Consider the following 11,670-nt stretch of genomic DNA (forward strand, 5'->3'; position numbering starts at 1 on the left):
TCGGCGCGCGCCGCGCGGGGGTGCCCACGACGCGAATCGGGGCCGCGATCCGCCGTGACGGTTGTCACAGGGCGGACGCGACCCCGATGCGGCGGGCCTCCGCGGGTCGGGTGCGGCTCAGATGCGGACGAGCATCTTCCCGGTGTTGGCGCCGCGCATCATCGACAGGAAGGCCTCGACGGTGTTCTCGATGCCGTCGACGATCGTCTCGTCGTAGACGATGCCGCCGTCGGCGAACCAGCCCGACATGTGCTGCTGGAACTCGGGCGCGAGGTGCAGGTACGCCGCGAGGGTGAAGCCCTGCATGGTGAGGGCGCGGGTGATCATGTTCGACATGTTGTCGGGGCCCGGCGTGCGCTCGGTCGTGTTGTAGCCGGTGATCGCGCCGCAGAGGGCCGCGCGGCCGCCGTCGTTGAAGACGTCGAGGGCGGCTTCGAGGTGGTCGCCGCCGACGTTGTCGAAGAACACGTCGATGCCCTCGGGGGCGGCCTCGGCGAGCAGCGTGCGCACGTCGCCGGATTTGTAGTCGAAAGCGGCGTCGTAGCCGTACTTCTCGGTGAGGAGGGCGACCTTCTCCGCCGTCCCGGCCGAGCCGATGACCCGGCCGGCGCCGAGGCGCTTGGCGATCTGGCCCACGGCGGTGCCCACCGCGCCGGCGGCGCCCGAGACGAAGACGGTGTCGCCGGGCTTCAGGTGCGCGATCGCCGTGAGGCCGACATAGGCGGTGAGGCCGGTCATGCCGAGGATGTGCAGGTTGAGCGACAGCGGCACGCCGGGGATCTCGGGGATGGCGCGGAAGGTCGCGGCATCCGCCTGCACGATGTCCGCCCATCCGTGCTGGTGCAGCACGACGGTGCCCACCGGAAGGTCGTCGGATGCCGAGGCCACGACGCGTCCGACGGCGCCGCCGGTGATGGTCTCGCCGAGGGCGTACGGCGCGACGTAGCTGCGGGTGTCGTTCATGCGTCCCCGCATATAGGGGTCGACGGACACGAACTCGTTGCGCACGCGCACCTCGCCCGGCTGCGGGGCGCCGTAGGTGACCTGCGCGACGTGGAAGTCGTCGTGCGTCGGCCACCCCACGGGGCGGGCGGCGAGCTGGATCTGGGTGCTGGTGGCGTCTGTCATTCGTTCTCCTTGTGGGATGGGGTCGGGCTGTGCGGGTCGGAGCCCGGTGGGTGGGGCGGGAGGGGGACGCGGGTGGCGTCAGATGAGAAGGCCGATGGCCAGCGCGATCACGCCGAGCGCGGGCAGGACACCCTGCTTCAGCGCGGCGGACGCCTTGTCGGGGCTCGACAGCAGCAGGACGAGCGCCGCGGCGGCCATGGAGCCGGCGCCGGCGAAGACGAGAGCCGCTCCGGGGACGGTGGCGCCCGTGGCGAAGAGGATGACGCCGACGGCGACGAGGATCGCGAGGAACAGGTTGTAGAACCCCTGGTTGAACGCCATCTCGCGCGTGGCCTGGGCTTCCGTCTCGCTCGTGCCGAACGTCGCCCGCGCCCGGGGGGTGGTCCACGCGATCGACTCGAGCCAGAAGATGAAGACGTGCAGGAGTGCCGCGAGGGAGGCGAGCACGAGACCGACGATGACCATGGGGGATCCTCCTGTTTCTGAACTGACTGGTTCAATATATACTGAAACGGTCGTTTCGGAAAGTGGGCGGATGCCGTGGCCAGGAGTCGTGAGTTCGATCGTGCGGCGGTCGTGCGCGCCGCACGGCAGTTCTTCTGGGAGCACGGCTACGAGGACGCGTCCATCGCGGGGCTCGAGGCCGCCACGGGGCTGAACCGTTCCAGCATCTACAACGCGTTCGGCTCCAAGCGGGGACTGTTCGACGAAGCCGTGCAGAGCTATCTGGACGAGATCGTCCGTCCGCGTCTGGCTCCCCTCCAGGCCGCTGCGGTCGAGGAGCGGGCGCTCGCCGAGTATCTGCGGGGACTCACCGCCGCCTTCGGCCGGGTCGGGTCCATGCCCGCCACCCACGGCTGCCTCCTCATCAACGCCGCCGGCGCCCCGGTGTCGCGCGACGCCGAGGTGGCCCGCGTCATCGAGGACTACCGCGCCGAGCTGCACGCGGCGATCTCCCGCGGAGTCGACGCCGCGGTGCCCGCAGCATCCGCTGTCGGACGCAGGCGCCTCGCCGACGCCGTGACGGGTCTCGTCGTCGCCGCGTTCGCGCTCGTGCGCACGTCGCCCCGGGAGGCGATCCGCGGTCTCGAGACGGCGGCCGCTCTGGTGGACGCCGAGGGCGCCACCGCCTGACCGCGGGGGTGGTGCGCCTGCGGGGTGCTACGGGGGTGCTGTGGGTGGCCGCGGGTGGCGGCGGGTGGCCGAACTGCAAGGGTTCGGGCGCGGCGCGCCGTGGCCGCGGCATCCGGTGCGGCGTGTCGCCCGGGAGGCCTTGCAGTTGGGTTTGGGGATGCCGGGGGTCGAGTTCACACGGTGGCGCAGGCGAATGCGGTGCCCGCTGCATGCGCGGGTGCCCCGGGGTGCGCGGCGGGGCCTAACTGCAAGGGCGCAGGCGCGGCGCGCCGTGGCCGCGGCATCCTGTGCGGCGTGTCGCCCGGGAGGCCTTGCAGTTGGGTTTGGGGGATGCCGGGAGTCGAGCTTGGCCGATGCGGCGGCGGTGGTCGTGGCGCGCGGTGACGGCGGAGACCGAACTGCAAGGGCGCAGACGCGGCGCGCCGTGGCTGCGGCATCCGGTGCGGCGTGTCGCCCGGGAGGCCTTGCCGTTGGGTTTGGGGGATGCCGGGACTCGCCCCGCCCCCGCCCGCCCGCGCCGCGCCCCCAACCCCGGAATGTACGCGGGGGCCGCATGATCGGCGCAGATTCGCCCTCGTGTCGACCGCGCTCGCGTGCGCTCTCGTTCTAGTCTTCCCTCACCGCGTCACTGGGGACGTCGGCGCACGCATGATCACGCGAGGGCGGAGAAGAGCGATGAGCGACTTCGGCAGCACCACACCGATCCACCTGGAACGCGGCGAGGGCAAAGGCCTCGCCGCCGGCACGCTGGGCCTGTGGGGGTCGACCGTCATCGGTCTGGCATCCACCGCCCCCGTCTACTCCCTCGTCGCGACCCTGGGCTTCGTCGTGCTCGCCGTCGGGGGCCAGGCGCCGATCGCGTTCATCATCGCCTTCGTGCCGATGCTGTTCATCGCGTTCGCCTATCGCGAGCTCAACAACGAGATCCCGGACTGCGGCACCACCTTCACCTGGGGGACGAAGGCGTTCGGTCCGTGGGTGGGATGGATGGGCGGCTGGGGCGTCGCGGTGGCCGGCATGGTCGTGCTCGCGAACCTCGCGCAGATCGCCTCCGTCTACTTCTGGGACCTGTTCGGTCTGGAACTCGAGAACAACGACTGGCGCATCGTGCTGGTCGCCGTCCTGTTCATCGCGGCGATGACGTGGGTGAGCTGGCGCGGCGTGGAGATCGGCGAACGGATCCAGAACGTGCTGCTCGCCGTGCAGTACCTCGCGCTGGCGATCTTCGTCGTCGCTTCGCTCTGGCAGTTCTTCGCCGGGTCGGCACCGAACCCCACGCCGTTCGACTGGAACTGGCTGAACCCCTTCGCCTTCACCGACTTCCACGGCTTCACCGAGGCGGTGCTGCTCGCCCTCTTCATCTACTGGGGCTGGGACACCTGCCTCGCCCTCAACGAGGAGACCAAGGACCCCAAGCGCATCCCGGGTCGTGCGGCGCTGCTCACCACGATCATCCTGCTGTTCACCTACGTGTCGGTGACGATCGCCGCGATGATGTACGCCGGGCTCGGCGAGGACGGCACGGGGCTGGGCAACGCCGACAACGCGGACGACTTCTTCCTCGCGATCAAGGACGGACTGCTCGGCCCGTGGGGCTGGCTGCTGGTGGTCGCGGTGCTGATCTCGGCGGTGTCCTCGACGCAGACGACCATCCTGCCCACCGCCCGCGGCACGCTCGCGATGGGCGTCTACCGCGCGCTCCCCGCGCGTTTCAAGACCGTGCATCCCGTCTACAAGACGCCCTCGTTCTCCACGATCGTGGGCGGCACGGTCGCCATCTGCTACTACGTCGGCATGACGCTGATCAGCGACAACATCCTGCAGGACTCGATCCTGTCGCTCGGGCTCGCGATCGCGTTCTACTACGCCATCACCGGCTTCGCGTGCGTCTGGTACTACCGACGCGACCTCGGCCGCTCCGCGCGCGACCTGTGGTTCAAGGGCATCTTCCCCCTGCTGGGCGCCCTCATGCTGACGTTCGCGTTCGTGCAGTCGGCGATCGACATGTATGACGTGGACTACGGCAACTCGGTGCTGCTGGGCATCGGCGGGACGTTCGTGGTCGGCATCGGAGCCCTGCTCGTCGGCGTCGTGCTCATGTTCGTCTGGTTCGTCTTCCCGCGCTCGAAGCCGTTCTTCCAGGGGCGGGCCCTCAACCGCGAGACCCCCGTCCTCGTGCCCGACGAGCCGGGCGACATCGTCCGCTCCATCGACGGCGGCATCTGACCTCCCCGGCTCCCGGCCGGGCCCGAGCGGCCCGCGCCGGCCCGGCATCCGCACCCTCATCACCACGACTAAGGAACACCATGCGTATCCTCATCGTCGGCGCCGGCGGCGTCGGCTCGGCCGCCGTCCGCATCGCCGTGCGTCGCGACTTCTTCGAGAAGCTCGTCATCGCCGACTACGACCCGGCGCGCCCGCAGGCGCTCGTTGCCGAGGTCGCCGACCCGCGGGTAGAGGCGGCCCAGGTCGACGCCTCCCGTGCCGATGCGGTGGCCGGGCTCATCGAGGCGCACGGCATCACCCACGTGCTCAACGCCGTGGACCCCCGCTTCGTCATGCCGATCTTCGACGGCGCGCTCGCCGCCGGCGCGACCTACCTCGACATGGCGATGAGCCTCTCGACGCCGCACCCCGAGCAGCCGCACGCGCTGCCGGGGGTGAAGCTCGGCGACGAGCAGTTCGCCAAGGACGACCAGTGGAAGGATGCCGGTCGGCTCGCGCTCGTCGGCATCGGCGTCGAGCCGGGGCTGTCGGACGTGTTCGCCCGCTACGCCGAGGATCACCTGTTCAGCGAGATCGACGAGCTGGGCGTGCGCGACGGAGCGAACCTCGTCGTCGCCGGATACGACTTCGCGCCCTCGTTCTCGATCTGGACGACGATCGAGGAGTGCCTCAACCCGCCGGTCATCTACGAGGAGGACCGCGGCTGGTACACGACGGCGCCGTTCAGCGAGCCCGAGGTGTTCGACTTCCCCGACGGCATCGGCCCGGTCGAGTGCGTCAACGTCGAGCACGAGGAGGTGCTCCTCATGCCGCGGTGGACCAAGGCCAAGCGCGTGACCTTCAAGTACGGGCTGGGCGACGAGTTCATCGGCGTGCTGAAGACGCTGCACAAGCTCGGTCTGGACAGCACCGAGAAGGTGAACGTCAAGGGCGTCGAGGTGTCGCCGCGCGATGTCGTCGCCGCGTGCCTGCCCGATCCGGCGACCATCGGCGACAAGATGAGCGGCAAGACCTGCGCAGGCGTCTGGGTGACCGGCACCGGCGTCGACGGCCGTCCCCGCTCGACCTACCTCTACCACGTGGCCGACAACGAGCAGACGATGCGCGAGTACGGCTCCCAGGCGGTCGTCTGGCAGACGGCCATCAACCCGGTCATCGCCCTCGAGCTGCTCGCGACCGGCGTCTGGACCGGCACCGGCGTGCTCGGCCCCGAGGCCTTCGACGCGAAGCCCTTCCTCGATCTGCTCGCGGCGCCGGCGCCCGGCGGCTACGGCTCTCCGTGGGGCATGGAGGACAAGCCCGTCTGAGCCGTCGGCGGGCGCGGGCGGCGTCCGCGGTGGAAGGATGGACAGATGGCCACCCACGTGATCACCGGAGCGGGCTCCGGCATCGGCACCCTCATCGCAGAGCGGCTCGCGGCGCGCGGCGACCGGCTCGTGCTGGTCGTGCGCGACCGCGCGCGGGCGGACGACCTCGTCCGCGCGTTCCCCGGCAGCATCCCGATCGTCGCCGACCTCGCGCACCCCGAGACGATCGCCGACGCGGTGCGGGATGCCGCGGCGGTCCCCGACCGCATCGACGCGGTGATCCATGCGGCGGGCATCGTCGAGCTCGGGCGGGTCGGCGACCTGCCGGTGTCGGCGTGGACGAGCCAGCTCGCCGTGAACCTCGTCGCTCCCGCCGAGCTCACCCGCGTGCTGCTGCCGCGGGTGCGTGCGGCACGCGGCCAGGTGCTGTTCGTCAACTCGGGGGCGGGCCTCACGGCGCATCCGAACTGGGCGGCGTACGCGGCATCCAAGCACGGGCTCAAGGCACTCGCCGATGCCCTGCGCGGCGAGGAGGCCGAGCACGGCGTGCGCGTCACGACGGTGTACCCCGGGCGCACTGCGACGCCCATGCAGGCGGAGGTGCATGCGCAGGAGGGCGCCGCCTACGACCCCAATCGGTGGATCGACCCGGCCTCGGTGGCGACGGCCGCGCTCACGGCGCTCGACCTGCCGCGCGACGCGGTCATCAGCGACCTGACGGTGCGGCCCGGCCCCCGATGACCGCCCCGTCCGCGTCCGGCGCCGACGTCCCCGTCGGGCCGGGACTGCTCGATGCGATCCTCGACGACGCCCGCCGCCGGCTCGTGGGCACGCCGAAGGAGCGGCTCGGCGACTGGGCGCATGCCCGCCGCCTGCTCGGGTTCGGCCGCGCGCCGCGCATCGTGCCGGTGGGTGAGGCGTGGCACGTCGGCGTCCTGCTGATCGGGGATGCCGACCTCTTCGCGACCGGCGAGGTGCTGCGCGCCCGCACCGAGGCGATCCGCGGCTACACCGCCGAGGCGCAGCGCGCCCGCTCCGAGCGTGCCGCCGCCGCGGCGCGTGGCGGGTTCGCCGACGGCGAGGTGCTGCACCTCGGTGCGACGGCGATCGACCTCGACGCCGTGCGCCGCGGGGAGGCGTCGGGTCCGCTGGCGCTGGTCGACGGCATCCCGCTCGTGACGTGGACGCCGGCCGGCGCGCGCCGCCCCCTGGCGGACTACCTGGACGATCAGCTCTCGCTGCGCTGACCCTCGCCCCGCGGATGCCGCGCCCTCCGCCCCGCGGGTGCCGCGCCTCAGACGTCGGCGCGGATCGGCCGCACGACGCGGCACGGGTTGCCCACCGCGACGACCCCGGCGGGGATGTCGCGCGTGACCACCGATCCGGCTCCGATGATGCTGTCGCTGCCGATCGTCACGCCCGGCAGGATCGTGACCGAGCCGCCGAGCCAGACGTTGTCGCCGATCGTGACGGCGGACGCGCGCTCCCATCCCTCCCGGCGGAGGGTGGGATCCTCGGCGTGGTTGGGCGTGTAGATGCTGCAGCGGGGCCCGATGAGGCAGTCGGCGCCGATCGTGACGTAGCCGCCGCCGACCACGAGGAAGTCCTTGTTGAGGAAGGTGCGGTCGCCGATCGTGAGCCCGATGCCGTAGTCGAGGTTGAGCGGCGGACGGAAGTCGATGCCGGATCCGGCGCCCGGCACGAGCTCATGGAACAGGCGCTGGGCCTCGGCGGGGTCGTCGAAGAAGATCCGGTTGATCCGGGCGCACGTCGACTGGGCGTGCCAGGTGAGATCGGGCAGGGATGCCGAGGCGCGGTAACGGACCCCGTCGCCGGCGAAGAGCGCGCGCACGTCCGCGTCGTCTGCGATCAGCGCGGCGAGATCCATATTTGTTGTCATACGGAACATATTAGTGGGAGGATGGCCGTACGGCGATGTCGCCGCAGAACAACGGGAGCCGTCATGACCATCGCCCGCGCCGCCGTCGACCTCGACGTCACCGGTCCGCAGATCAGCCGCCACCTCTACGGGCACTTCGCCGAGCATCTCGGCCGGTGCATCTACGGCGGCTTCTGGGTGGGGGAGGAGTCGCCGATCCCGAACGAGCGCGGCATCCGCCTCGACGTCGTGGAGGCCCTGCGCCGCCTGCACGTGCCCAACCTCCGGTGGCCGGGCGGATGCTTCGCCGACGAGTACCACTGGCGCGACGGCATCGGGCCCCGCGATGAGCGCCCGACGATGGTCAACACGAACTGGGGCGACGTCGTCGAGGACAACGCGTTCGGCACGCACGAGTTCATGGACCTCTGCGACCTGCTCGGGGCCGAGCCCTACGTCAACGGCAACGTCGGCAGCGGCACGGTGCAGGAGATGAGCGAGTGGGTCGAGTACCTCACCCGCTCCGGCGACAGCCCGATGGCGCGTCTGCGCCGCGAGAACGGTCGCGACGAGCCCTGGCGGGTGCCGTTCTGGGGCCTCGGCAACGAGGCCTGGGGATGCGGCGGCCACATGACGCCGGAGTACTACACCTCGCTCGCCCGCCGGTACGCGACGTTCTGCCGCGAGCACGACGGCAACCGGCTGTACCGTATCGCCGCGGGCGCGGCCGACGACGACGTGCGCTGGACGCACGCGCTCATGGCCTCGGCGACGTCGTCGAACGCGCCCGACCCGCAGCCGTCCCCGTTCCAGGCGATCTCGTTCCACTACTACACGCACGCCGGCACCGGCATCCAGAAGGAGTCGGCCACGACGTTCTCCCGCGACGAGTACGTGCGCACGATCGGCAAGGCCTACGAGATCGAGCGCGTGATCCGCGCCCACGAGGCGGTCATGGACGCCTACGACCCCGAGCGGTCGATCGACCTCGTGTGCGACGAGTGGGGCACCTGGTGGAGCGTGGAGCCCGGCACCAACCCCGGCTTCCTCTTCCAGCAGAACACGGTGCGCGACGCGCTGGTCGCCGGCATCCACTTCGACGTGTTCCACCGTCACGCGGCGCGCCTGCGCATGGCGAACATCGCCCAGACCCTCAACGTGCTGCAGGCGATGATCCTCACCGACGACGACGGCGGGCTCGTGCTGACGCCGACGTACCACGTGTACGAGATGAACGTCGGCCACCACGACGCGCAGTCCGTGCCCGCGCACGTCGTGTCGGTTCCCTCCGTCGGCGTCGACGGCGCGGAGCTGCCGGCGCTGTCGCTGTCGGCATCCACGAAGGACGGCGCGGCGCTCCTGTCGCTCACGCACGTCGGCGTCGACGGCCCGCTCGCGGTCGAGATCGACCTGCGCGGCCGCGCCGCGACGCTCACCCGCGCCCGGGTGCTCACCGGCGCGGACGCCGCGGCCCACAACACGCCGGAGAGCCCCGACGTCGTCCGCCCGGTGCCGCTGGACGCGTCGATCGACGACGGCGTCCTGCGCCTGCAGCTGCCCCCGCACGCCTTCGCGACCGTCGAGCTCGCCCTCGCCTGATCGACGCGTGAGAACGGCCCGCCCCGGGAGGGGCGGGCCGTCCGATCGAGCGGCGGAAGAGACGAGAGACCGCTACTCGACGTGGGTGGCCACGGTGCGCGCGTCCGCGGCGGTGACCCGGTGCACGTCGCCCGTGAGGGTGACCGTCGCGGCCGTCTCGCGGTCGGCGACCGACGCGCCGACCCACAGGTCGACGCGGCCCGGCTCCACGATCCGGATGCCGTCCCGTCCCGTGAACGCCAGGCGCGCCGTCGGCACGTCGAAGCGGACCGTGGCGGACGCCCCCGGTGCCAGGCTCACCCGCGCGTAGCCGAGCAGCTGCGCGACCGGGCGGACGACGCTCGCGTGCACGTCGTGCGCGTACAGCTGCACGATCTCGGTGCCGGCGCGGTCACCGGTGTTGGCGACCGTCACGGTCACCGTCAGCTCGTCGCCCGCGGCGACCTCCTCGGGTGCCGACAGGCCCGTGCGCGCGAAGGTCGTGTACCCGAGCCCGAAGCCGAAGGGTCGCACCGGCGTGCTGTCGGCGCTCGTCACCTCGCTGTCGCCGCCGAGGATCGGATGCAGGTACGAGAACGGCTGCGCGCCCGCCGACCGTGGCAGCGAGACGGGCAGCCGCCCCGACGGGGCGACGGCGCCCGTGAGCACGCGGGCGATCGCCGTGCCGCCCTCCTCGCCCGGGAAGAACGCCTGCACGACGGCTGCGGGGGCCGAGCCCGCGTCGCCGTCCAGCGCCCAGGCCAGAGCGTAGGGCCGGCCGGTGACGACCACGAGCACGACCGGCGTGCCCGTCGCGGCGACCGCCTCGGCGAGCTCGCGCTGCACCCCGGGCAGCTCGAGGCTCTCCGCATCGTTGCCCTCGCCGACCGTGCCGCGTCCGAACAGCCCGGCCCGGTCGCCGACCACGACGATCGCCACGTCGGCGGATGCTGCGGCATCCACCGCGGCGGCGAAGCCCGAGCGGTCATCGCCCTCGACATCGCAGCCGGCGACCGACACGATCGCGGCCTCCGGCAGCTCGGTCCGAAGGGCCTCGGCGACCGTCGGGATCGCGAACCCGTACGGCGTGCCCGGGTGGTGGGCCAGCACGTGGTTGGCGAAGGAGTAGCAGCCCATGAGCGCCGACGCGTCGTGGCCGTTCGGCCCGATCACGGCGACGCGCCCGGGACGGGCCAGCGGCAGCGTGCCGTCGTTCGACAGCAGCACCAGCGAGCGCTCGGCCAGCTCGCGCGCGACGGCGCGGTGGGCGGGGGAGTCGAGGTCGACGGCGGTCGGCGGCGCGCTGTCGTCGGGATCGAGCAGGCCGAGCTCCTCCTTCTGCGCGAGCACGCGCGCCAGCGCGCGGTCGACGAGCGCCTCGTCGATGCGACCGTCGCGCAGGCCCTCCCGCAGCGGGGCCGCGTACGCGTCGCCGCTGGGCAGCTCCACGTCGATGCCGGCCGTCAGGGCCAGGCGGGCCGCCTCGGTGCGGTCGACGGCGACGGCGTGCATCGTCTGGAGGAACGCGATCGCGAAGTAGTCCGACACCACGACGCCGTCGAAGCCCCACTCGCCGCGGAGCAGATCGGTGAGCAGTCGCGGATCGGAGGCGACGGGGATGCCGTCCACGTCCGTGTAGGAGTTCATCACCGACCGCGCCCCGCCGTCGCGCACCGCCATCTCGAAGGGCGGCAGGAACACGTCGGCGAGCTCGCGCGGACCGGCGTGCACGGGTGCGTGGTTGCGACCCGCCTGCGACGCGGAGTAGCCGACGAAGTGCTTCAGGGTCGCGTGCACCCCGGCATCCTGGATGCCGCGGACGTAGGCCGTCGCGATCGTGCCCACGACGTACGGGTCTTCCGAGATGCACTCGTCCACCCGCCCCCAGCGCGGATCGCGGATGACGTCCAGCACCGGTGCGAGGGTCTGGTGCACGCCCAGCTCGCGCATCGTGTCGCCGATGAGGCGGCCCATGCGCTCGACGAGCTCGGGGTCGAACGCGGCGCCCCACGCGAGCGGCGTCGGGAAGGTCGCCGCCTTCCAGGCCGCGAGACCCGTCAGCGACTCCTCGTGCACGATCGCGCCGATGCCGTGGCCCGATGCCGCGCGCAGCCGCTGCTGCTGCTCCCACAGCCAGCTCGCGCGCTCCGCGGCATCCACCGGCCGGGTGCCGTAGACGCGTGTGAGGTGACCGAGCCCGTGGGCGGAGGCCTGCTCGTACCGGTCGGAGGCGGTCGTCGCGCCGGCCCTCATCTCGTCGGCCAGGGGCGCCACCGCCTCCTCGCCCTGGTCGACCCAGAAGCCCACCAGCTGCGCGACCTTCTGGTCGGGCGTCATGTCGGCCATGAGGGCGGCCACCCGTGGCGAGACCGGCTGGACGAGACGGCGGTCGAGGGAGTTGTCGGAGATCGTCATGCG

At 72.0% G+C, this 11,670-nt stretch carries 10 protein-coding genes; 6 read left to right on the top strand and 4 right to left on the bottom strand.

The annotated features are described in order from the left end of the window. Positions 1 to 117: 117 nt before the first annotated feature. Both AC6CQV_RS00655 and AC6CQV_RS00660 read right to left on the bottom strand, forming a co-directional pair. Positions 118 to 1,128 (bottom strand): NADP-dependent oxidoreductase, encoded by a 1,011-nt coding sequence (locus AC6CQV_RS00655; protein WP_498259988.1) that lies wholly within the window; start codon positions 1,126 to 1,128, stop codon positions 118 to 120. A 78-nt stretch (positions 1,129 to 1,206) separates the two neighbouring features. Continuing rightward, positions 1,207 to 1,593, bottom strand: coding sequence for a DUF1304 domain-containing protein (locus tag AC6CQV_RS00660; protein ID WP_498259989.1), 387 nt, complete (start codon positions 1,591 to 1,593; stop codon positions 1,207 to 1,209). Between the two features lie 75 nt (positions 1,594 to 1,668). On the opposite strand from AC6CQV_RS00660, the gene AC6CQV_RS00665 reads away from it, so the two are divergent. The 5 genes from AC6CQV_RS00665 (at position 1,669) to AC6CQV_RS00685 (ending at position 7,042) form a co-directional block, all read left to right on the top strand. Beyond that, positions 1,669 to 2,262 carry a TetR/AcrR family transcriptional regulator gene (locus AC6CQV_RS00665; protein WP_498259990.1) on the top strand — a complete coding sequence of 198 codons (594 nt, stop codon included), beginning with the start codon at positions 1,669 to 1,671 and terminating at the stop codon, positions 2,260 to 2,262. 675 nt (positions 2,263 to 2,937) lie between these two features. Next, positions 2,938 to 4,488 carry an APC family permease gene (locus AC6CQV_RS00670; protein ID WP_498259991.1) on the top strand — a complete coding sequence of 517 codons (1,551 nt, stop codon included), beginning with the start codon at positions 2,938 to 2,940 and terminating at the stop codon, positions 4,486 to 4,488. Between the two features lie 80 nt (positions 4,489 to 4,568). After that, positions 4,569 to 5,795, top strand: a complete 1,227-nt coding sequence (locus AC6CQV_RS00675; RefSeq protein WP_191009116.1) for a saccharopine dehydrogenase family protein — start codon at positions 4,569 to 4,571, stop codon at positions 5,793 to 5,795. Positions 5,796 to 5,840: 45 nt separating this feature from the next. Beyond that, on the top strand, positions 5,841 to 6,536 hold the full coding sequence (locus AC6CQV_RS00680) for an SDR family oxidoreductase (protein WP_498259992.1): 696 nt from the start codon (positions 5,841 to 5,843) through the stop codon (positions 6,534 to 6,536). After that, the gene (locus tag AC6CQV_RS00685) at positions 6,533 to 7,042 is read left to right on the top strand and encodes a glutaminase (RefSeq protein WP_101306933.1); all 510 of its coding nucleotides are present in this window, start codon (positions 6,533 to 6,535) and stop codon (positions 7,040 to 7,042) included. The genes AC6CQV_RS00680 and AC6CQV_RS00685 overlap by 4 nt, the downstream gene beginning before the upstream one ends. A 47-nt stretch (positions 7,043 to 7,089) precedes the next feature. Here AC6CQV_RS00685 and AC6CQV_RS00690 read toward each other — a convergent pair whose 3' ends face one another. Beyond that, positions 7,090 to 7,683: a sugar O-acetyltransferase gene (locus AC6CQV_RS00690; protein ID WP_498259993.1), complete on the bottom strand. Its 594-nt coding sequence runs from the start codon at positions 7,681 to 7,683 to the stop codon at positions 7,090 to 7,092. Positions 7,684 to 7,758: 75 nt separating this feature from the next. On the opposite strand from AC6CQV_RS00690, the gene AC6CQV_RS00695 reads away from it, so the two are divergent. Then, the gene (locus tag AC6CQV_RS00695) at positions 7,759 to 9,273 is read left to right on the top strand and encodes an alpha-N-arabinofuranosidase (protein ID WP_492493016.1); all 1,515 of its coding nucleotides are present in this window, start codon (positions 7,759 to 7,761) and stop codon (positions 9,271 to 9,273) included. A gap of 72 nt (positions 9,274 to 9,345) precedes the next feature. Here the strand turns inward: AC6CQV_RS00695 and AC6CQV_RS00700 are convergent, their stop codons facing one another. Beyond that, positions 9,346 to 11,667, bottom strand: a complete 2,322-nt coding sequence (locus tag AC6CQV_RS00700) for a beta-xylosidase/alpha-l-arabinosidase (protein WP_498259994.1) — start codon at positions 11,665 to 11,667, stop codon at positions 9,346 to 9,348. Positions 11,668 to 11,670: the final 3 nt, after the last annotated feature.

This window comes from Microbacterium sp. EG9, from assembly GCF_059759475.1.

Excerpts from the sequence above, each read along its gene's own strand:
- AC6CQV_RS00680 (WP_498259992.1), top strand. The coding sequence starts at position 5,841 with ATGGCCACCCACGTGATCACCGGAGCGGGCTCCGGCATCGGCACCCTC.
- AC6CQV_RS00695 (WP_492493016.1), top strand. The coding sequence starts at position 7,759 with ATGACCATCGCCCGCGCCGCCGTCGACCTCGACGTCACCGGTCCGCAG.
- AC6CQV_RS00655 (WP_498259988.1), bottom strand. The coding sequence starts at position 1,128 with ATGACAGACGCCACCAGCACCCAGATCCAGCTCGCCGCCCGCCCCGTG.
- AC6CQV_RS00660 (WP_498259989.1), bottom strand. The coding sequence starts at position 1,593 with ATGGTCATCGTCGGTCTCGTGCTCGCCTCCCTCGCGGCACTCCTGCAC.
- AC6CQV_RS00700 (WP_498259994.1), bottom strand. The coding sequence starts at position 11,667 with ATGACGATCTCCGACAACTCCCTCGACCGCCGTCTCGTCCAGCCGGTC.
- AC6CQV_RS00690 (WP_498259993.1), bottom strand. The coding sequence starts at position 7,683 with ATGGATCTCGCCGCGCTGATCGCAGACGACGCGGACGTGCGCGCGCTC.
- AC6CQV_RS00685 (WP_101306933.1), top strand. The coding sequence starts at position 6,533 with ATGACCGCCCCGTCCGCGTCCGGCGCCGACGTCCCCGTCGGGCCGGGA.
- AC6CQV_RS00670 (WP_498259991.1), top strand. The coding sequence starts at position 2,938 with ATGAGCGACTTCGGCAGCACCACACCGATCCACCTGGAACGCGGCGAG.
- AC6CQV_RS00675 (WP_191009116.1), top strand. The coding sequence starts at position 4,569 with ATGCGTATCCTCATCGTCGGCGCCGGCGGCGTCGGCTCGGCCGCCGTC.